Source organism: Rhizobacter sp. P2_D12, assembly GCF_056404395.1.
The window spans coordinates 22,246-41,164 of the sequence record NZ_JBFUEB010000003.1 but is presented as its reverse complement, the minus strand read 5'-3'; the positions used below and the strand labels follow the sequence as shown (position 1 = coordinate 41,164).

Annotated in this window: 18 protein-coding genes; 12 read left to right on the top strand and 6 right to left on the bottom strand. The window is 69.4% G+C overall.

Annotation, left to right across the window (positions count from 1 at the left end):
- The first annotated feature begins 195 nt into the window (after nucleotides 1-195).
- Nucleotides 196-924: an SDR family oxidoreductase gene (locus tag AC1DYN_RS01605; protein WP_477957339.1), complete on the top strand. Its 729-nt coding sequence runs from the start codon at nucleotides 196-198 to the stop codon at nucleotides 922-924.
- Between the two features lie 19 nt (nucleotides 925-943).
- Here the strand turns inward: AC1DYN_RS01605 and AC1DYN_RS01600 are convergent, their stop codons facing one another.
- Nucleotides 944-1,627 (bottom strand): hypothetical protein, encoded by a 684-nt coding sequence (locus AC1DYN_RS01600; RefSeq protein ID WP_477957338.1) that lies wholly within the window; start codon nucleotides 1,625-1,627, stop codon nucleotides 944-946.
- Nucleotides 1,628-1,894: 267 nt separating this feature from the next.
- Between AC1DYN_RS01600 and AC1DYN_RS01595 the strand changes: the two genes are divergently transcribed.
- The 4 genes from AC1DYN_RS01595 (at nucleotide 1,895) to AC1DYN_RS01580 (ending at nucleotide 9,671) form a co-directional block, all read left to right on the top strand.
- Entirely contained in the window at nucleotides 1,895-2,896 is a 1,002-nt protein-coding gene (locus AC1DYN_RS01595; RefSeq protein ID WP_477957337.1) for an AraC-like ligand-binding domain-containing protein, read from the top strand.
- Nucleotides 2,897-3,104: 208 nt separating this feature from the next.
- Nucleotides 3,105-7,397, top strand: a complete 4,293-nt coding sequence (locus AC1DYN_RS01590) for a response regulator (protein WP_477957336.1) — start codon at nucleotides 3,105-3,107, stop codon at nucleotides 7,395-7,397.
- Nucleotides 7,398-7,428: 31 nt separating this feature from the next.
- Nucleotides 7,429-8,538, top strand: a complete 1,110-nt coding sequence (locus AC1DYN_RS01585) for an HD-GYP domain-containing protein (RefSeq protein WP_477957335.1) — start codon at nucleotides 7,429-7,431, stop codon at nucleotides 8,536-8,538.
- 29 nt (nucleotides 8,539-8,567) lie between these two features.
- Nucleotides 8,568-9,671 (top strand): HD-GYP domain-containing protein, encoded by a 1,104-nt coding sequence (locus AC1DYN_RS01580; protein ID WP_477957334.1) that lies wholly within the window; start codon nucleotides 8,568-8,570, stop codon nucleotides 9,669-9,671.
- Here AC1DYN_RS01580 and AC1DYN_RS01575 read toward each other — a convergent pair.
- Together AC1DYN_RS01575 and AC1DYN_RS01570 are read right to left on the bottom strand one after the other, a co-directional pair.
- Nucleotides 9,647-9,940: a hypothetical protein gene (locus tag AC1DYN_RS01575; protein ID WP_477957333.1), complete on the bottom strand. Its 294-nt coding sequence runs from the start codon at nucleotides 9,938-9,940 to the stop codon at nucleotides 9,647-9,649. The two genes, AC1DYN_RS01580 and AC1DYN_RS01575, sit on opposite strands and share 25 nt — an antisense overlap.
- Nucleotides 9,941-10,025: 85 nt before the next feature.
- Nucleotides 10,026-10,775 (bottom strand): SDR family oxidoreductase, encoded by a 750-nt coding sequence (locus AC1DYN_RS01570; protein WP_477957332.1) that lies wholly within the window; start codon nucleotides 10,773-10,775, stop codon nucleotides 10,026-10,028.
- A gap of 97 nt (nucleotides 10,776-10,872) precedes the next feature.
- Here AC1DYN_RS01570 and AC1DYN_RS01565 point away from each other — a divergent pair, with 97 nt between their 5' ends.
- From AC1DYN_RS01565 to AC1DYN_RS01550, 4 genes are read left to right on the top strand one after another with little or no spacing between them, the layout of a single operon-like run.
- Nucleotides 10,873-11,802 carry an AraC family transcriptional regulator gene (locus AC1DYN_RS01565; protein ID WP_477957331.1) on the top strand — a complete coding sequence of 310 codons (930 nt, stop codon included), beginning with the start codon at nucleotides 10,873-10,875 and terminating at the stop codon, nucleotides 11,800-11,802.
- The gene (locus tag AC1DYN_RS01560; protein WP_477957330.1) at nucleotides 11,786-12,463 is read left to right on the top strand and encodes a phytanoyl-CoA dioxygenase family protein; all 678 of its coding nucleotides are present in this window, start codon (nucleotides 11,786-11,788) and stop codon (nucleotides 12,461-12,463) included. The genes AC1DYN_RS01565 and AC1DYN_RS01560 overlap by 17 nt, the downstream gene beginning before the upstream one ends.
- A gap of 19 nt (nucleotides 12,464-12,482) precedes the next feature.
- On the top strand, nucleotides 12,483-12,929 hold the full coding sequence (locus AC1DYN_RS01555; RefSeq protein ID WP_477957329.1) for a hypothetical protein: 447 nt from the start codon (nucleotides 12,483-12,485) through the stop codon (nucleotides 12,927-12,929).
- A 32-nt stretch (nucleotides 12,930-12,961) separates the two neighbouring features.
- Complete coding sequence (locus AC1DYN_RS01550) at nucleotides 12,962-13,531, top strand: cysteine dioxygenase family protein (RefSeq protein ID WP_477957328.1); 570 nt, start codon at nucleotides 12,962-12,964, stop codon at nucleotides 13,529-13,531.
- Between the two features lie 44 nt (nucleotides 13,532-13,575).
- Here AC1DYN_RS01550 and AC1DYN_RS01545 read toward each other — a convergent pair whose 3' ends face one another.
- Both AC1DYN_RS01545 and AC1DYN_RS01540 read right to left on the bottom strand, forming a co-directional pair.
- Complete coding sequence (locus AC1DYN_RS01545; protein WP_477957327.1) at nucleotides 13,576-14,442, bottom strand: SDR family oxidoreductase; 867 nt, start codon at nucleotides 14,440-14,442, stop codon at nucleotides 13,576-13,578.
- A complete protein-coding gene (locus AC1DYN_RS01540; protein ID WP_477957326.1) occupies nucleotides 14,439-15,116 on the bottom strand; it encodes an O-methyltransferase in 678 nt (225 codons plus the stop codon). Before AC1DYN_RS01540 ends, AC1DYN_RS01545 begins: the two co-directional genes overlap by 4 nt.
- 37 nt (nucleotides 15,117-15,153) lie before the next feature.
- Here AC1DYN_RS01540 and AC1DYN_RS01535 point away from each other — a divergent pair, with 37 nt between their 5' ends.
- From AC1DYN_RS01535 to AC1DYN_RS01525, 3 genes are all read left to right on the top strand, one after another.
- Complete coding sequence (locus tag AC1DYN_RS01535) at nucleotides 15,154-15,843, top strand: TetR/AcrR family transcriptional regulator (protein ID WP_477957413.1); 690 nt, start codon at nucleotides 15,154-15,156, stop codon at nucleotides 15,841-15,843.
- A 284-nt stretch (nucleotides 15,844-16,127) separates the two neighbouring features.
- The gene (locus tag AC1DYN_RS01530) at nucleotides 16,128-17,501 is read left to right on the top strand and encodes a DUF2403 domain-containing lipoprotein (RefSeq protein WP_477957412.1); all 1,374 of its coding nucleotides are present in this window, start codon (nucleotides 16,128-16,130) and stop codon (nucleotides 17,499-17,501) included.
- Between the two features lie 38 nt (nucleotides 17,502-17,539).
- Entirely contained in the window at nucleotides 17,540-18,487 is a 948-nt protein-coding gene (locus AC1DYN_RS01525) for a DMT family transporter (RefSeq protein ID WP_477957325.1), read from the top strand.
- 198 nt (nucleotides 18,488-18,685) lie between these two features.
- Here AC1DYN_RS01525 and AC1DYN_RS01520 read toward each other — a convergent pair whose 3' ends face one another.
- A complete protein-coding gene (locus tag AC1DYN_RS01520; protein ID WP_477957416.1) occupies nucleotides 18,686-18,913 on the bottom strand; it encodes a hypothetical protein in 228 nt (75 codons plus the stop codon).
- Nucleotides 18,914-18,919 lie beyond the last annotated feature (6 nt).

Genomic DNA, 18,919 nt, shown 5'->3' with positions numbered 1-18,919 from the left:
TGAGCGCGTTTCTCGCACAGCGCCTTCAGTTTTGCCAGTGCCTTCGGCCAGGTTTCAGCCGCCCGCGTCGGCGCCGCGCGCAGAAAAGTATCTGAACCGCCCGTTTCCGTACCGATCCTTGTCGCCGCTCGGCCTATCGTTGCGTCATTCCGGATCGCCCGCGGGGGCGTCGCCGCAACCAAGGAGACAGCCATCGTGGCAAGTGATTTGACAGGCAAGGTGGCCGTGGTCACGGGCGCGGCATCGGGCATCGGCCTGGCCAGCACCGAGGCCCTGCTCGCCGCAGGGGTGCGCGTGGTGATGGTCGATCGGGACGCGGCGGCGCTGGCCGCGCTGTCCGCCAGGCACGGCGACACCGTGATCCCGCTGCGCATCGACCTGCTCGACCCGAAGGACTGCGCGAGCCTGGTGCCGCGGGTGCTGGACCAGGTGGGCCGGATCGACATCCTGCACGCCAACGCCGGCCTCTACGTCGGCGGCGACCTGGTCGACAACGACACCCAGGCGATCGACCGCATGCTGAACCTGAACGTCAACGTCGTGATGAAGAACGTGCACGACGTGCTGCCCCACATGATCGCGCGGGGCACCGGCGACATCATCGTCACGAGTTCCCTGGCCGCCCACTTCCCGACCCCGTGGGAGCCGGTCTATGCCTCGTCCAAGTGGGCGGTCAATTGCTTCGTGCAGACCGTGCGGCGTCAGGTCTTCAAGCACGGCATCCGCGTCGGCGCGATCTCGCCCGGCCCGGTCATCAGCGCGTTGCTGGCCGACTGGCCGCCGCAGAAGCTGAAGGAGGCGCGCGAGGCCGGCAGCCTGCTCGAGGCCAGCGAGGTGGCAGAGGTCGTCGTCTTCATGCTGACCCGCCCGCGCGGCATGACGATCCGCGATGTCGTGATGATGCCGACACAGTTCGATCTGTAGGCCGGCGTGTGCCGCCGATTCAGGGTTGAGCGGTGATGCTCTCCACCTTGATGTCCTCGACGGTCGCACCGGCGCTGTCGGTGTGGAGGGCGCGGATGATGCCGAATCCCTTGGCAAACCAGAGTGTCGACGGGCCATCGCCGTTCGCCGCGGCGTCCGCGTCCAGCGTCTTCATCCGGCAGGTGTCCGGGAAGGTCTTGCCGGCCAGCGTCACGGTTTCAAAGCCCTCGAAGGTCCAGGTCTCCTGCAACGACGCCGTGGAGGACTGGCCCGCCGACGAGCCGGCCAGCGCGGTGGTCGTTTCGGTGTAGTCCAGGGTCCTGGATTCGCCGGCTTGCATGGCCAGCGGCAGCGTGAAGCCTGCGGAACGGACGGCCTTGTAGGCGGGGGCGCCGTTGGCGTCGTAGAGGATCCCGCCCGACAGGTGGGTGCCGTTCGCGTCCTGCGACCAGTAGGTCACATCGTCGCGCACGCTGGTCGCATCCCTGAAACTCACCGCGGCGTTCTGCACGGCGCCCTCGAACGACTCCTTGGTCATCAAGACGCCGTCGGAGACGCCACCCGGATCGGTCACGGTGTAGGCCACGCCCTCGGTCATCTCGAAGCAGCCGGCAAAAGTTGCCGCGGCGGGCGTCGCCGGGGTGGCCGTTGAATCGTCGCTGCCGCCGCAGGCGGCCAGCACCGCGCACAGGGTCGAGGCCATCAGGAAGGTCTTCGGCAGGGAGGTCTTGGTTTGTGAGCAGGTCATGGTTTGGAACGTACTGCGTGGAAAGGCGGAGCCAGCCTACGGGCATTCGCCGTCCGGCGGTGCGCGCCACCTGCTCGTTTTCGCAACCGAACCAATGAACATTCCTTCCTGCACCACGCCAAGTTGCAGAAATGCACAGGCCGTCATCTCTCCATCAAGGTTTCGCCGTGAATCGCTGCGAACCGGCTTGTAAGCTCCTGCCTGTTGTTGCCTCGCAAGCCCATGAATCCGCCCGATCACGTCCAGTGCGTCCCGTCCGAGGCCTGGTGCACCGCCGACCTCCCCCCGAACCGGCAGTTCGACGCCTGGCGCGAGGTCATCGTCGACGCGCACCTGAGCTGGGACATCCCCAGCATCGCCTGCGAACGCTTCCCGGCCTTCATGCACCAGCACCGGGTCGGCGGCCTGCGGCTCACCGACTGCACCGCATCGGCGCGGGTGAGCGGCACGCGAGGGCGCGCCCAGATCGCAGGCGACGACGAGGCCTACCTCACCGTCGTGATGATTGCCCAGGGCGCCGAGACGCTGCGCTTCGGCGATGACCGCGAACTGCACCTCACCGAAGGCATGTTCACCCTGTGGGACAGCACCAGCCCACTGTCCTTCACGACGGGCGACAACCTGCGCCAGCTGTCGCTGCTGGTGCCCGAGGACGAGTTGCTGCGCCGCATGCCGCGTGTGCGCAGCCTGGTCGGACGACCGATGGACGGGCGGCATGGCGCCGGGGGCCTGTTCTTCGACCACTTCCGTTCGCTGATGCGGCGCTTCGGCGAACTGCCGGCATCGAGCCGGCCCGCAGCGCTCGGCGCCACGCTGGATCTGCTGGGCCTCTGCCTCGGAGACCAGCCCGCGTTGCCGGCGCCGCGCCTGCGGCAGCTCGTGCTCGACCAGGTGCTGCGCTACATCGAGGCCCACCTGAACGACCCGTCGCTCGGCGTGGCCTCGCTGGCACGCACGTTCCGCATGACGCAGCGCAACCTGCACAAGCTCTTCGAGGACTCCGGCAAGACCGCTTCCACCCACATTCGCGAGCGTCGCCTGGCCATGTGCCGGCGCGACCTCGAAAGCGAGACGCTGGCCGCGCGCCAGATTGGCGAGATCGCCAGCCATTGGGGCTTCAACGACCCGAGCCACTTCGGCAAGGTGTTTCGCGACGTCTACGGCATGTCCGCCAGCGAAGCACGCGCCAAGGCCCGGGCGCTGCGTCTGGCGATCCCGGCCTGAGCGGCCTGGGGTCGCAGGAATGACCTGACGGGACGACGACTCGCGTTCGAGGAGGGGTCCGTGGCCGGACGGGGGCCTGCTTCTCCAGGTCGCTCACGGCCGGGGGCACGTCATCGATGCCCGGCGACCCGACAGAAGCCTCGAGATGGCACACGCGGCGCCGCTGCCGCATACTCGCCTCACCGCCTGAGCAGCCAGGGAGCACAGCGTGACGGAGCCTCACAAGAGCCCCAACAAGAGTGCCGACAGCGAGACCATTCGCCGCGCCCTGGTGTTCCGCATTTCGCTCCTCGCGGCCACCATCCTGCTGGCCTTCGCGTTGAGCGTGGGCCTTCTCGTCCTCAGGCCGACCATCGACCGCCTGGCGCATGCCCAGATGGGCCAGGCCGCGACCGAGCTCGACGGCCGGGTGCAGCAACTCCTCGGCACCGTGGAAACCACGTTGCGCACCTCGCTCGACTGGGGCCGGCAGCGCAAGGCCAACCTCGACGACCTGCTCGGCTTCAACGAGATCTTCTTTTCCGTGATCGCCAACCACGCCGAGATCAGCTCGGTGTTGATGGCCAGCGAAACCGGCCGCGAGATCCTGCTGCTGCGCAACGCCGACGGCACCTGGGTCAACCGGCTCACCCATCCGGCGCAATGGGGGCGCCGCAGCTATTGGCTGCACTGGAATGCAGCGCAGCAACTGGTGCGCGTCGAGATGCGCGAACTCGACTACGACGCACGCACGCGCCCGTGGTTCACCGCCGCCATGGCCGCCCCCTCCGATGGCGCGATCCGATGGACCGACCCCTACGTCTTCTTCACGACGCGCGAACCTGGCATCACCGCTGCGGCGCGCTGGCGCGGCGCGGACGGGAGCCGCTACGTCATCAGCCACGACGTGAAGCTGCTCGACCTGTCGCACTTCACGACCAGGGCGGTGGCGGGCCAGGACGGCATGGTCGCGATCCTGCACCCCGACGGCCGCGTGCTGGGCCTGCCCCGCTCCGGGCGTTTCACGTCCGACGAGGCCATCAAGGCCAACGTGCTCCAGCCGGTCGACGGCATCGGCGTGCCCGCGCTGGCCCAGGCCATCCAGCGCTGGCGCGCCGACGCCGAGCCGGCCGGCGAGCTGCGCTACACCAGCGGGGGCCGGGCCTGGTATGCGTTGGTGCACAGCACCTCGCTCGGCGAGAAGAAGGTGCTGCTTGCCGTCGCAGCGCCGGCCAGCGATTTCATCCCCGGCACATGGACCGATCTCGCCCTGCTGGTGCTGCTGGGCCTGCTCTCGGTGGCCAGCGCCGCCGGCCTCGCCGCCTGGATCGCCCGCCAGTTCGCGCGCCCGCTCGAGCAGCTGTCGGCCGAGAGCGAGCGCATCGGCCGCATGCAATTGACGCAGCCGGTGCAGATCCAGGCACGCTGGCGCGAGATCGGCACGCTGGCCCAGGCCCAGGAATCGATGCGGCGCATGCTGCTGGCCGCCACCGACGACCTGTCCCGCGCCAACGCCACGCTGGAGGCCAAGGTGGCCAGGCGCACCGAAGAACTGGAACACAAGCGCGCCGAGCTCGCCAACCGCGAGCGCTATTTCCACGCGATCTTCGACCACGCCCCCGTGGGCATCGTCAACATCGGCGCCGATCTGTCGCGCCAGCAGATCAACGCCGCATCGGCCGCGCTGTTCGGCTACAGCGAGCAAGAGCTCGCCGCCCTGCCGGTCGGCGACCTGATCGCCGAGGAAGACCGCGGGCAGATGCGCGCCATGGTGGCCGATGCATTGGCCGGCCAGGTGCAGGCGCGCGCGATGCTGCGCTACCGCCACCGCGACGGGCACGTCGGCTGGATCGACCTGAGCCTGTCGCCGCTGCGCAACGAGGCCGGCCAGGTCGACTCCATCATCGCCATCGCGCTCGACGTCACCGACCGCAAGCAGGCCCTGAGCGACCTGCGCCAGGAGCGCGAGCGCCTGCTGCGCATCCTCGAGACCGCACCGGTCGGCGTCGCCATCTCGGTGGAGGGGCGGGTGCGCTTCGCCAACCCGCGCACGCACGAGCTGATCCGGCTGACGGGCACCGACCTGCCCGACACCTACGTCGACGCCGAAGACCGCCGGCGCATGCTGGAGATCCTGGAGCGCGACGGCATCGTGCGCGACTACGAGGTGCGCATGCACGCGCCTGACGGCTCGCAGCGCGACATCCTCGCCACCTACCTGCCCGACGAATACGAAGGACAACGCGGCCTGCTGGCCTGGCTGATCGACATCAGCGCGCAGAAGGCCAATGCGCGCTCGCTGGTGGCCGCCAAGGCCGTGGCCGAGGAAGCGACTCAGGCCAAGTCGATGTTCCTCGCCAACATGAGCCACGAGATCCGCACGCCGATGAACGCCATCATCGGCATGTCTCACCTGGCGCTGCGCACCGAGCTCACGCCCAAGCAGCGCGACTACCTGCAGAAGATCCACGGCGCCGGCACGGCCTTGCTGGGCATCATCAACGACATCCTCGACTTCTCGAAGATCGAGGCCGGCCGGCTCGACATGGAGCTGATCGACTTCAACCTCGACGACGTGCTGGCCAACCTGGCCACCGTGACCGTCGCACGTGCGCAGGACCAGGACCTCGAATACCTCTTCGACGTGCCGGCCGAGGTGCCGCGCGGCCTGCGCGGAGACCCGCTGCGCCTGGGCCAGGTCCTCATCAACCTGGTCAACAACGCGATCAAGTTCACGCCGCAGGGCGAGATCCACCTGTCGGCCCGGCTCGTGGCCGAGCAGGCGGGGCGCGTGCAGCTGGAATTCTGCGTGCGCGACACCGGCATCGGCATGGATGCCGAACAGACCGTCCGCCTCTTCCAGCCCTTCACGCAGGCCGACGGGTCGACGACACGCCGCTTCGGCGGCACCGGCCTGGGCCTGAGCATCTGCAAGCGGCTGGTGGAGATGATGGAGGGCCGCATCCGCGTCGACAGCGAGCCCGGCAAGGGCAGCCGCTTCCAGTTCACCTGCTGGCTCGAACGCAGCGAGGCCCGGGCCAGGCTGCCGCGCGTCGTGCCGCAGGCGCTGAACGGGCTGCGCGTGCTGGTGGTGGACGACAACCCTGTTGCACGCGAGATCCTGCTGGACGCCTTCAAGGGTCTGCCGATGCAGGTGGAAGCGGTGTCCGGCGGTCGCGAGGCGATGGCGGCGCTGTCGAGCGGGCCCGCGGCATTCCAGCTGCTGCTCACCGACTGGCAGATGCCCGGCATGAACGGCATCGAGCTCGCCACCCAGGCCAAGGCGGCGGCCACGCAGGCGCTCAAGGTGGTGCTCGTCACCGCCTTCGGCCGCGAGGAGGTGCGCAGCGCCGCCGAGGCGGCCGGCGTCGACGCCTTCCTGCTCAAGCCGTTGAGCCGCTCGGCGCTGATCGACACGCTGGTCGACCTCTTCGCCCCGCAAGAGGCCGGCGCGGCACCGGTGGATGCGGGCAGCGTGCCGCGCTTCGCGTCGGCCCGCGTGCTGCTGACCGAAGACAACGACACCAACCAGCAGATCGCCACCGAGCTGCTCGAATCCGCCGGCATCGCCGTCGAGGTGGCCCACAACGGCCAAGAGGCGCTGGACCGGCTGCATTCCGCGCCGCCGGGCCACCACGACCTCGTCTTCATGGACCTGCAGATGCCGGTGATGGACGGCTACGAGGCGACCCGGCTGCTGCGCGAGGACGCGCGCTTCGCGGCGTTGCCCGTCGTCGCGATGACCGCGCATGCGATGCGCGAGGAACGCGAGCGCTGCCTGGCCGTCGGCATGAACGACCACATGGCCAAGCCGATCGAGCCCCGGCTGCTGTACGCGCTGCTGCGGCGGTGGCTCGCACCCAAGCTCGCGGGCGAGGCATCGGCGGCCGAGCCCGCCGGTTCGCATTCCGCCGGCAGCCTCCGGGCGATCGATGGCTTCGACCTCGTCGCCGCCCGCCGTCGCGTCAACGGCAACGAAGCGCTGCTCCACAAGCTGCTGCACCGCTTCCGCAGCGAGCAGCCCGCCGTTCCGGCCGAGATCCGCGCGGCCCTGCAGCAGGGCGACCCGCGCCGGGCCGAGCGCCTGGCCCACACGCTGAAGGGCCTGTGCGGCAACCTCGGCCTCGCGCAGGGCCAGCACCTGGCAGGCGATGCCGAAGCGGCCCTCCGGCAGGGCGGCGACGGGGCGACGCTGGAAGGCCTGCTGCAATCGCTGCAGGCCGTGCTCGACACCGCAGCCCGGAACCTCGACGCGGCCTTGCCGGCTACGCAGGCGGCATCGCCAGCGGCACCTGCGCGGCCGCTCGCCGAATGGATCGGCGAGCTGCGCGAGCTGCTGTCGCTGATGGAGGAATGCAGCGGCGATGCCGCCCCCAGGTTCGCCCGGCTGGCGTACGATTTCGCAGGCACGTTCGGCGCGGATGCCGCGCAGGCCACGCAGCGTGCCCTGGACGGCTACGACTTCGACCTGGCGCTGGATGCCGTGCGCTCGGCCACCCGGTTGCAGTCGGTGAGCCTGTGAATCCGTGGACGACATGGAGGGAGAGGACAACATGACAACAACCAGCGCCAACGGCGCCCCGCGACGCACCATCCTCGTGGTGGACGACACGCCCGACAACCTGACGCTGCTGGCCGACCTGCTGAAGGACGACTACAAGGTCAAGCTCGCCAACGGCGGCGCCAAGGCGCTGAAGCTCGCGGCAGCGGCGCCGCAACCCGACCTGATCCTGCTCGACCTGATGATGCCGGACATGGACGGCCATGAGGTCATCCGCCAGCTGAAGGCCGACGCGCTGACGGCCGACATCCCCGTGATCTTCCTCACCGCGAAGGCGGAGGTCGAAGACGAGCAGAAGGGCTTGTCGCTGGGGGCCGCCGACTACATCCACAAGCCCATCTCCCCGCCCATCGTGCTGGTGCGGGTGAGCAACCAGCTTGCCGTCAGCCAGGCCCGGCGCGTGCTGAGCGAGCAGAACACGGTGCTCGAATCGCTGGTGCAGGAGCGCACCGCCGAAGTCGTGACGATGCGCGACGCCACCATCCATGCGATGGCGAGCCTGGCCGAAACGCGTGACAACGAGACCGGCAACCACATCCGGCGCACGCAGAACTACGTGGCCGCGCTCGCCCACGCGCTGAAGCACCATCCGCGCTTCAGCGAGGTTCTGACCGAGCAGAACATCGAGCTGCTGCACAAGTCGGCACCGCTGCACGACATCGGCAAGACCGGCGTGCCCGACCGCATCCTGCTGAAGCCCGGCAAGCTCGACCCCGACGAGTGGGAGATCATGAAGATGCACACCGTCTACGGACGCGACGTCATCCAGGAGGTCGAGCGCTACGTCGGCCACAGCAACGGCTTCCTGCGCTTTGCCCGCGAGATCGCCTTCTCGCACCAGGAGAAGTGGGACGGCTCGGGCTACCCCGAAGGCCTGGCCGGCGACGAGATTCCGGTGTCGGCGCGCCTGATGGCGGTGGCCGACGTCTACGACGCGCTGATCACCCGGCGCGTCTACAAGCCGGCCTTCTCGCACCAGGAGGCGATGGACATCCTGCGCAAGGGGCGCGGCAATCATTTCGATCCCGACGTGCTCGATGCCTTCGTGGCCATCGAAGCCCAGGTGCTGGCCATCGCGTCGCGCTTCGAAGACCACGAGTGAACGACAGGCCCAGGCCGGAGGAACATGCCATGTCCGCTGCGACGATTTCCAAGCCCACCGTGCTTGCCGTGGACGACACGCCGGAGAACCTCGACGTGCTGTCCAACCTGCTGCGCGACAGTTACCGCGTACAACTCGCCGCGAGCGGCGCCAAGGCCTTGCAGCTGGCCTTCGACGCGCCGCCCGACCTGGTGCTCCTCGACATCATGATGCCCGGCATGGACGGCTACGAGGTGCTGTCGCGGTTGAAGGCCGATCCGCGCACGCAGACCACGCCGGTCATCTTCCTCACCGCGATGTCGCGGCCCGAGGACGAGGAACGCGGCCTGCTGCTCGGTGCCGTCGACTACATCACCAAGCCGATCAGCCCGGCCATCGCCCTGGCGCGCGTGGCCACGCACCTGCACCTGAAGGTGGTGGCCGACGTGCTGCGCGACAAGGCGGCCTACCTTGAATCGGAGGTCGTGCGCCGCACGCGCGACATGCGGTCCATCCAGGAAGTGACGCTGGTGGCGCTGGCCTCGCTGGCCGAGACGCGCGACGGCACCACCAGCGCGCACATCCTGCGCACGCAGAACTACGTGCGATCGCTGTGCATGGACCTGCGCGAGACGCTGCTTCCCGCCGGCGAACTGGATGAACGCGGCATCGACCTGATCGTGCAATCGGTTCCGCTGCATGACATCGGCATGGTCACGGTGCCCGAAGCGATCCTGCGCAAGCCCGGCCGGTTGACGGACGACGAATTCGCACGGGTGAAGCGGCACACCCGGCTCGGGCACGATGCGCTCGACGCGTCGCAGCAGCGGCTGGGCGTCGATGCGGCGTTCCTGCGTTGCGCGAAGGAGATCGTGCTCGCACACCACGAGCGCTTCGACGGCTCGGGCTACCCCGATGGCCTGCGCGGCCACGACATCCCGCTATCGGCGCGCCTGATGGCACTGGCCGACGCGTACGACGCGCTCGTCACGCCGCGCATCTACAGGCCGGCCGTGTCGCACGACGAGGCGGTGGCCACGATCTTCGCCGCGAGCGGAACGCTGTTCGATCCCGACATCGTGGCGGCCTTCGACCGGCGGCGTGACGACTTCCGCGCCATCGCCGAACGCTATGCGGACGGCGAACCCGGCTGAGGCCGGGTGTTGCCCGTCGATGCGATCTGGAGGCGTCGCCCGCCGCGCCACCGCACCACATGCGGCAACGCGAACATGTACAGGCCGCTGAAGAGCAGCAGGAACAGCGGCATCAGCGGCGAGTAGGTCACCCAGGCCGGCGGCTCCCCGCGTGCGCGGACGATGAAGTTCGCCACCACGGTGGCCGTGAACGCGATGGACAGCCAACGGTGGCTTTGCCGCACCCACGCACTCCAGCGTGAACCGGGGGCCTCGATCTCTTGATTCATGGGATCTCCTTTGCTCGGGACCCGATTTATATCGCCGGCCCTCCTGCGCCGCTTCTCCGAAACTGCGGTGCTGCGACCGCCGCCGTCAGCGCGCCTCGGCGGCCCACGCCAGCGCGTCGGCACCCGCCGGCAGGCGCAGCGGGCAGGATGGATCGGTTGCCGCGCGCCACACCGCTTCAACCACGTCCTGCACGCGGGTCGTCGGGGCCGTCGCGTCCTGCAATCCCGCGAAGACCTGCCTGGCCTGCTCGGCATAGGCTTCGTGCCCGAAACCCTGCATGTGCGGCCGCGCGTTGTCGCTGAAACGCGTTTCGGGCGAACGGCCCGGCAACACCAGGTGCGCACGCACGCCGAACGGTGCGAGTTCGAGCGCCATCGATTCGGTGAAGGCATTCACCGCCGCCTTGCTCGCCCGGTAGGCGGCGATGAAGGGCAGCGCCTTCAGCGTCACGCTCGACGTGACGTTGACCACGACGCCCGCCCCGCGCCGACGGAACTGGGGCAGCACCGCCTGCGTCAGGGCGATCGTGCCGAACGTGTTGGTCTCGAAGACCTCGCGCACAGTGGCCAGCGGGGTCAGCTCGACCGGCGAGGCCACGCCGAAGCCGGCGTTGTTGACGAGCACGTCGATCGGCCCTGCGGTCTGCACGGCGCGGTCGATGCCCTGCGCATCGGTGACGTCGAGCGCCAGCACCCGCAGGCGCTCGGCAGACGGCAGCACGTCGTGGCGCGGCGTGCGCATCGTGGCGACGACCTGCCAGTCGCGGGCCAGGAAGTGGCGGGCGATCTCGAGGCCGAAGCCGGACGAGCAGCCAGTGATCAGGACGGTTTTCATGGGGATTCCGGTGGTGTTGGAGAGGGTTCGACGATAGGTCGCCGGGACCGGACTCACTACAATGCGGAATCCGAATCACATGTGAAATAGTCCGGACATGGTCGATCCGTTGGCCGAGGTGGTCACGTTGCTGCAGCCGGGCGCGCGCTTCTCCAAGCTCGTCTTCGGGGCCAGCCCCTGGCGCATCAGCCGCTCGGATGCCGGCGAGCCCTTCTACTGCGTGGTTCTCGACGGCGGGTGCCGCATCGCGGTCGACGGGCACGCGCCGATCGAGCTGCTGGCGGGCGACTTCGCCCTCGTCCCCGCGGCCCACGTCATCACGATCTCCAGCCTCGAGCCGCCGCCGGAGGGCGCCCAGACGCCACCGCCCGTCGCGCTGGGCCAGGGCGAATTCAGGATCGGCGCGCCGGATGCCCCGGTCGACCTGCGGATGCTGGCGGGCCACTGCAGCTTCGGTTCGCCCGATGCATCGCTGCTGGTCTCGCTGTTGCCGCAGTTCGTGCATGTTCGCAGCGAGCAGCGGCTGGCCACGCTCGTGCAACTCGTGCGCGAAGAGTCGCGCGGGCAACGGCCCGCGCGCGACGTGATACTCGCGCGCCTGCTGGAGGTTCTGCTCATCGAAGCGCTGCGATCCACGGCGGGCACCCACGCATCGGCGGGCCTCGTGCGCGGCCTTGCCGATGATCGCCTCGCAGCCGCCATCCGCGTCATGCACGAACGCCCGATGCACGACTGGACGGTCGCCGAGCTCGCCAGCGAAGCCGCGCTCTCGCGCTCGACCTTCTTCGAGCGCTTCGGCCGCACGGTGGGCGTGGCGCCGATGGAGTACCTGCTCGCCTGGCGCATGGCGCTCGCGAAGGATCTGTTGCGCCGCAACGCAGGCGGCGTCGCCGCGATCGCCGAGCGGGTCGGCTACAACTCCGCCAGCACGTTCAGCGCGGCCTTCTCGCGCCACGTCGGCCGCTCGCCCACGCAGTACGCGCGCGAGCAGGCGCACCGGTTGACACCGCATGAGCCCCACCGCTGAAGCATTCGATGCGACCGGCTTCGTGACCGTGCCGGCAGTGCTGGCCGCCCGGACCTGCGAAGCCATATCGCGACGGGTTCGGCCTTCCTCCATCTCCGGAGGTACGCGCACGTTGCTGGGCAAGGCGTGGTGCGCTGCGCTGGTCGATCGGCTGCGGCGCCACCCGGGCATCGCACCCGTGCTCCCGAGCGACCATGTGGCCGTCCAATGCACGTACTTCGAGAAATCTGCCGCTCGCAACTGGTCCGTTCCGGCGCACCAGGACCTCAGCGTTCCCGTGGCCGGGAGGGTCGAGAGCCCGGGCCTCGGCGGATGGTCGCGCAAGGAAGGTTCGCTGTTCGTCCAGGCGCCCGATGACCTGCTTCGGCAACTCATCGCCGTGCGCCTGCACCTTGAACCCTGCGGCGACGCAGACGGCCCCCTCAAGCTCGTTCCGGGCTCGCATCGCCTCGGCCGCCTCGCCGACCACCAGGTTGCCGCCGGCCGGGCCACGGCACCGGATTTCACCTGCATCGCCGCGCAAGGCGACGCGCTCGTCATGCGCCCGCTGTTGATTCACGCGTCGCCCAAGGCGAGCGGCGGCAGCCGGCGGCGTGTCCTGCACGTCGTGTTCGGCCCCCGCGATCCGGGCCATGGCTTGCGGTGGCAACATGCCGCCTGATGCACCTGAAGGAATGGAAATGAGCGCCGATGTGCCGCCCCATCGATTTCCCCAACCGGAATGGAACGATCCGACCAGCGTGGACACCGCGCTCGAAGCGCTCCGCGATGCCCACGACGAGTCGAGTGCCGACGAAGCCTGCGACCGGCTCCTCTGGGCGCTCGGCAGCAACCATGAAGGCACGTTCTATCCCGTCGTCCTGGCCGTGTTGCCCGAGATCGGGCCGATCCTCCAGCATGGAAGCGCATGGTCCCAGCGCGCCGCCATGGAGGCGCTGATCGATCTTGGCGGCACCTTCGTTCCGGAAGACGGTCACGAGGTGCACGGCGGCGTTTCCGTGCAGCAAGCGGTCCGGGCGTTCATCCGCGCGATGCGCGACGTCGTCGCACCGCTTGCGGCTGGCGACGATGCACGCGCCAGGAGTGCCAACGAGCTGGTGGAGCTCATCGACGACCTGGCCGACTGAGCCGCCGGCCGCTCCAGCAGCACAATCCGCCCATGACATCCCCTGCCCTCGAAGCCTTCATCGCGCAGGCCACGGCCCGGAGCCTGCGGCAGCCCGACCCGGCCGACTGCGTGCTGGCGCTGGCGCCGCTGATGCTGGACCTGATCGACCAGGCCGGCACGTTCCTGGAGCCGCAGCACTTCCGCAGCAGCGCTTCGGGGTATGCGCGCAACCTCGTCTACGACGCGCCGGATGCCAGCCTCTCGCTGTACGCGATCGTCTGGCTTCCCGGCCAATGGACACCGGTGCACGACCACGGAAGCTGGGGCGTCGTCGGCGTGGTCGAGGGCGTGCTGGAAGAGCGCAGTTACGTGAGGCTGTCACCCGATCGCGGTGCCGACGAAGACATCGACCTGGCACGCGGCGGCACCATCCTGCTGCGGCACGGCGCCGTCACCAGCTTCGTGCCCAACCCGGACCACATCCACGTCACGGGCGTCCCGGCGGAACGATCCCGCGCCGTCAGCCTGCATCTCTACGGCAGGACGATGAGCGACTTCAACATCTACGACGTGACGGCCCGCACGCGCCGCCGCATCGCCGTTGCGCACAACGAAAGCTGAAGCGCCACGAGATCGACGCGGCCTTCATCGTCGCGTTCGTCCACTCACGCAGCCCAATACCCGGGCTGGTCGAGATCGGCCAGCAGGCTCGGCCCGCTGGGCGTCCAGCCGAGCAAACGGCGCGTGCGCGCGCTGGAGACCGACATGTCCCCGCCGGCCATGATCGCGAACCAGCCGAAGTGTTCGCGCTCGCGCGGCTCGACCGGCAGGCCGAGCCGCCGCCCGATCGCCTCGGCGATCTCCTTGAACGCCACGCGCTCGTCCGCGACCGCGTGGTAGACGGGTTCGGTCACGCCCTGCTCCAGCGCCAGGCGATAGACGCGCGCGGCATCGAGGCGGTGCGTTCCCGACCAGCAGTTCTGCCCGTCGCCGAGGTAGGCCGACACGCCCTTTTCCCGCGCCAGCCGGACCAGGATGGGAATGAACCCGTGGTCGCCGGCCCCGTGGACCGAAGGCGCCAGCCGCACCGTCGCGGCGCGCACGCCGCGCTGCGCCACCGCCCGGGCAGCCGCTTCCGATTTGCGCGGCGAGACCGGGCTGGGCAGGTCCGATTCGGTCGCGCCCCGGGCCATGCCCGCCAGGCCCGACGTGACGAGAAGCGGGCGGGCCGAGCCCTCCAGCGCGCTGCCGAGCGCCTCGATCGCGCGCCGGTCCTGCTCCGCGTTCTCGGCGAACCTGGAGAAGTCATGGTTGAACGCGGTGTGGATCACCGCATCCGCGACCGACGCGGCGCTGCGCAGGACCTCCAGGTCGTCCAGCCCCGCCCGCAGGACCTGCGCGCCGGTCGCGGCCAGTTCGGCCGCCTTGTCGTCGGAGCGCGCCAGCCCGAGCACCCGGTGGCCGGCACCGATCAACTCGCGCACCACGGCCGCCCCGACCCATCCGGTGGCACCGGTGACGAAGACGTTCATCGCGCCACCTCCCCGAGTCGCATCGACAACTCGACGTCTTCGGCGAAGGGCGTCGACAGGTAGCCGCCTTGCGGCGAGCGCACCCGCGCCAGGTAGTCGGGACTGTCGTCGGCATTGTCGGCAACGATCAGCGCACCCGGCCTCAGGCGGCTTTCGACCAGGCCCAGGATCTCGGGGTACAGCGCCTTGGCGCCATCCAGCAACAGCAGGTCGATCGTCGGCGGCAGGTCGACGCCGAGCGTCTGCAGCGCATCGCCCTCGCGGATCTCCACCAGGTCGGCCAGGCCGCCGGCCGCCAGGTTCTCGCGCGCCCGCGCCACCTTGGACGGCTCGAACTCGCTGGTGATCAGGCGGCCGCCGCCGTTGTCGCGCAGCGCCGCGGCCAGGTGCAGCGTCGAGATGCCGAACGAGGTGCCGAACTCGACGATGCTGCGTGCGCCGCAGCTTCGCGCCAGCATGTAGAGCAGCGTGCCGGTCTCGCGCGAGACGGCCAGCGGCAAGTCCTTCAGTTGCGCATAGAAGCTGCGGTACTCGGTCTTGCTGCGCATCAGGCGCTCCCGCTCTTCGCCGGACAGCTCGGCCAAGGCAGGAACGGCCGCCGGCGACAGCGCAGCGGCCTGCGTGAACAGGCGCTCCAGCAGCGGCGCCAGGGGTGGGGTGGTCAGTGTCGTCATCGAAAGAAACGTCCTTCTGGTTGAGTCCGGAAATAATATGAAGGAACCTTCAGATTTCCTATTCGCGTTGCGAACCCCACCCATGCCCGATCGCCGAAGCGCCCCCCTCACCTCGAGAAGACAGCCCAAGCAGGCACGTTCTGCCGACCTCATTGCCGCCATCCTCGAAGCGGCTGTTCAGGTTCTGGCGAAGGAAGGCATGCGCCGCTTCACCACGACGCGGGTGGCGGAACGCGCCGGGGTCAGCGTCGGGTCGGTCTACCAGTACTTCCCGAACAAGGCCTCGATCCTCTTCCGGCTGCAAAGCGACGAATGGCGGCAGACCACCGAGATGCTGTGCCGCATCCTCGAGGACACGCGCAAGCCGCCGCTCGAACGGCTGCGCATCCTGGTGCACGCTTTCATCCGGTCGGAATGCGACGAGGCCGACGTGCGCACGGCGCTGCACGACGCCGCGCCGCTGTACCGCGATGCCCCCGAGGCGAAGGAAGCCAAGGCGGCCGGAGACCGGACGATCCAGGCCTTCATGCGCGAAGCGCTGCCCGGCGCCGCCGAAGCGACGCGCGCGTTGGCGGCCGACCTGATCACCACGACACTCAGCGCGGTGGGCAAGGATTTTTCGGAGAGCCCGCGCACCGACGCGCAGATCGAGGCCTATGCCGAGGCGATGGCCGACATGTTCTGCGCGTACCTGATGGCTTCGGGGCACGCACGAAAGATCCGCTGACGGTTCGTGGCAACTTGGAACAGGAAGTGTCCGGACGCGACGCGATCAGCGTCTCATGATTGCGAATGGCGGGCATTCGCTGCCCCGATGGATGGCGCAGATGCAGCACCGGCGCGGTTTGGCGAGCAGTGCGGATGCGTAGGCCATGCGTCGCGACAGCACGCCGGCGTGGTCCGCAACTTGCCCGATTCCAGGTCATGAACAAGCTTTCCCTTTCGGTGCCGCCGTCCCCCATCGTCCCTGCATCCTCGCGGTCGCCGCACCGCGCAGCCCTGCTGGCCGCCATGTTCGCTGCCGCGTTGACGGCTTGCAGCGGCAGCGGTGGGGACAGCGGCAGCCCGGCCCCTGCCCCCGTGGGAGGACCCGCGCCAGCCCCTGCCCCTGCGCCTGCGCCTGCTCCGGCTCCTTCGCCCGCGCCAGCCCCGGCCCCTGCACCCGCCCCTGCTCCTGCAGCAGGTGACACCTGGTCCGACCTCGGCAACACCCAGGCCCCGGCCCACACGGCGGTGACGCCGGTCAACACTGGCGCCCCCACGCTCGGCGGCACGCTGACCTTCACCAACATCGGCGCCAAGGGCTACTGGGGCCGGCGCATCGAGGCGCCCGTCGGCAGTGCGAGCTGCAACGTGCAGTCGGTGCCCCTCTCGTACCCGTGGGGCACCGACTCCTGCTGCCGCACCAGGCACGAGGTCACGAACGACCAGCTGAGCCCGTTCAACGAAGAGCTTGCGCTGGTGCTCGACGGCCCGCTGCGCATCAAGCAGCTGGTCATCTACCAGCCGCTGGCCGCCAACAACGGCAACTGGGCCATCCGCTCGTTCTGGGACAAGCGCGCGCCGGAGCAGAGCTACAACTTCCAGTTCTCCGGGCCCAACAAGTCGACCGTGCTGCCGGCCGACCTGGGCAACAGCTGCACCGTCTACGCGTCGCAGAAGAAGCCGTTCAAGTGCGGCCCAGGCAGCGACCCGTACTGCCCCGGCTCGGACCTGGACTACGTCGGCTGGAAGGGCTCGAAGCTCATCGTGATGCTGGCCGGCATGCCCTACGCCGACGACCCGACGATGAAGCCGCTAAGCTGCGTGACGGGCAGCAAGGACGAGCGCGGCGAAGACTCGCCCTGGCTCGGCATCGCGCCGTCCGAACTCTTCCGCGACGGCTGGTCGGGCTACAACCCGTGCCACTGCTTCAGCAACTCCAACAACGCCGGGCTCGGCGACGGCTGCGGCCAGATCAACCTGCTCGAAGTGGTGGCCGAATCGCAAGGCACCCAGTACGGCAACCGCGACATCATCAGCACCGGCATCCGCTCGTACCAGGTCGGCTCGCTGGGAGGCTCCACCTGCGGCGTCAAGGGTTGCACGATGGACCATTTCGCCGCCAACGCCGACCTGCTGGACGCGAACAGCCTGTCCGTCATGAAGCAAGGCGCGGTCATCGATGCCAACAACCGGGCCGGCGCCGCGGGGCCGGTGTGGCGCCGAGCGCAGGACGACCGCTACTACCTGGTGCTGCTCGACGAGCAATCGCGCGCCGTGCAGGTGGCGGTGATCCACCCCGGCAACGTCCCCGCAGCAGCCAGGACCATCGTGCCGGCGCTGCCGAACACCATTACGCGTGGGGCGGTCGACGGGTTGATGGGCTTGCGCCTGCCGAAGTAGCGGGCCCGGCGCCGCGCGGGCGGCGGCTACCATGGCTGATGGCTTCCAGCATGAACTCGCCCGCACCCGTCCTCGCCGCTCCCGCATCGCCTCATTGGTCCGTCCACCTCAAGCTCGTCGGCATGGCCGCCCTGTGGGGTGCTTCATGGCCGGCGGGCCGCGTGCTGGCACAGGCGCTGCCGCCCTTGGCCGCGGCGACCTGGCGCTTCGGCATCGCTTGGGTGCTGCTGCTGGCGTGGCTGTGTGCAACGGGCGGTCTGGCGCGCCTGCGCGCACTGTCGGCGCGGCAATGGCTGGGCCTGGCTGCTGCCGGTGGCGTGGGCGTGTTCGGCTACGCCGTCTTCTTCATGCTGGGCCTGGCCCACGTGCCGGCGGGCCGGGCCGCGCTGGTGGTCACCTGCAACCCGGTGCTGACGACGCTGGTCGCCGCCTGGTGGTTCGGTGAACGCCTCAACTGGAAGATCGGCGCCGGCATGGCGCTGGCGACGCTGGGTGCCCTGGCGGTCATCACGCACGGCGCGCCGTGGCGGCTGTTCACCGGTGGCATCGGCGTCGGCGAGCTGCTGTTGCTGGGTTGTGCGGGCACGTGGGTGGCGTACACGCTGATGGGCCGGCGCCTGCTCGCCGGCATCGATGCGCTCACCACCACCACCGTCACGGCCGGCTTCGGCCTGTTGCTGCTGGTGGCATCGACGCTGCTGTTCGAGGGGCCGCAGGTGATGGCCACTCCGTTGCACGCGAGCGCACCCACATGGTCGGCGCTCGCCTTCCTGGCCGTCGGCTCCACCGTGCTGGCCTACGCCTGGTACTTCGAGGGCGTGGCCGCCCTGGGCGCCGGCGCCGCCGCGGCCTACATCTGCCTGGTGCCGGTGTTCGGCGTGCTGCTCGCGGCGCTGTGGCTGGGCGAGCAGGTCGACACGTCCATCGCCATCGGCGGTGCACTGGTGGTGAGCGGCATGGCCGTGATGAACCTGGCGCGACGCTGAGCCGTCCCGACACCCTCGGTCCCACCATCGTTTGATTACAAACGGGATCGACTCCGTCATTCGCCCGTCAACTCCGGCCTTCGGTCGCATCACAGAATCGTGCGCCCCCTCCGTCCCGATTTGATCCGCGAAAGAATCGAATGAACCAGACCCCTCTTCGTCTGCGTGCGGTCAGCACCTTGCTGATGTCGTTGTGGCTCACCGCTTGCGGCGGATCATCGGGAGATGCAGCACCTGCGCCGGTTGCCAATGCGCCTGCACCCAGCCCTGCACCCGCTCCCGCGCCGACACCAGCTCCCGCACCGGCACCTGCTCCTGCTCCTGCGCCGACACCTGCTCCTGCGCCGGCGCCAGCACCCGCGCCCGCGCCTGCCCCTGCCCCTGCCCCTGCGCCTGCGCCTGCGCCTGCGCCTGCGCCTGCGCCATCAGTAG

Coding starts and splice junctions, on each gene's coding strand:
- AC1DYN_RS01550 (WP_477957328.1), top strand. CDS start 12,962: ATGACATCCCCTGCCCTCGAAGCCTTCATCGCGCAGGCCACGGCCCGG.
- AC1DYN_RS01530 (WP_477957412.1), top strand. CDS start 16,128: ATGTTCGCTGCCGCGTTGACGGCTTGCAGCGGCAGCGGTGGGGACAGC.
- AC1DYN_RS01585 (WP_477957335.1), top strand. CDS start 7,429: ATGACAACAACCAGCGCCAACGGCGCCCCGCGACGCACCATCCTCGTG.
- AC1DYN_RS01575 (WP_477957333.1), bottom strand. CDS start 9,940: ATGAATCAAGAGATCGAGGCCCCCGGTTCACGCTGGAGTGCGTGGGTG.
- AC1DYN_RS01555 (WP_477957329.1), top strand. CDS start 12,483: ATGAGCGCCGATGTGCCGCCCCATCGATTTCCCCAACCGGAATGGAAC.
- AC1DYN_RS01525 (WP_477957325.1), top strand. CDS start 17,540: ATGGCTTCCAGCATGAACTCGCCCGCACCCGTCCTCGCCGCTCCCGCA.
- AC1DYN_RS01540 (WP_477957326.1), bottom strand. CDS start 15,116: ATGACGACACTGACCACCCCACCCCTGGCGCCGCTGCTGGAGCGCCTG.
- AC1DYN_RS01520 (WP_477957416.1), bottom strand. CDS start 18,913: ATGGCGCAGGCGCAGGCGCAGGCGCAGGCGCAGGCGCAGGGGCAGGGG.
- AC1DYN_RS01545 (WP_477957327.1), bottom strand. CDS start 14,442: ATGAACGTCTTCGTCACCGGTGCCACCGGATGGGTCGGGGCGGCCGTG.
- AC1DYN_RS01560 (WP_477957330.1), top strand. CDS start 11,786: ATGAGCCCCACCGCTGAAGCATTCGATGCGACCGGCTTCGTGACCGTG.
- AC1DYN_RS01600 (WP_477957338.1), bottom strand. CDS start 1,627: ATGGCCTCGACCCTGTGCGCGGTGCTGGCCGCCTGCGGCGGCAGCGAC.
- AC1DYN_RS01570 (WP_477957332.1), bottom strand. CDS start 10,775: ATGAAAACCGTCCTGATCACTGGCTGCTCGTCCGGCTTCGGCCTCGAG.
- AC1DYN_RS01535 (WP_477957413.1), top strand. CDS start 15,154: ATGAAGGAACCTTCAGATTTCCTATTCGCGTTGCGAACCCCACCCATG.
- AC1DYN_RS01565 (WP_477957331.1), top strand. CDS start 10,873: ATGGTCGATCCGTTGGCCGAGGTGGTCACGTTGCTGCAGCCGGGCGCG.
- AC1DYN_RS01580 (WP_477957334.1), top strand. CDS start 8,568: ATGTCCGCTGCGACGATTTCCAAGCCCACCGTGCTTGCCGTGGACGAC.
- AC1DYN_RS01595 (WP_477957337.1), top strand. CDS start 1,895: ATGAATCCGCCCGATCACGTCCAGTGCGTCCCGTCCGAGGCCTGGTGC.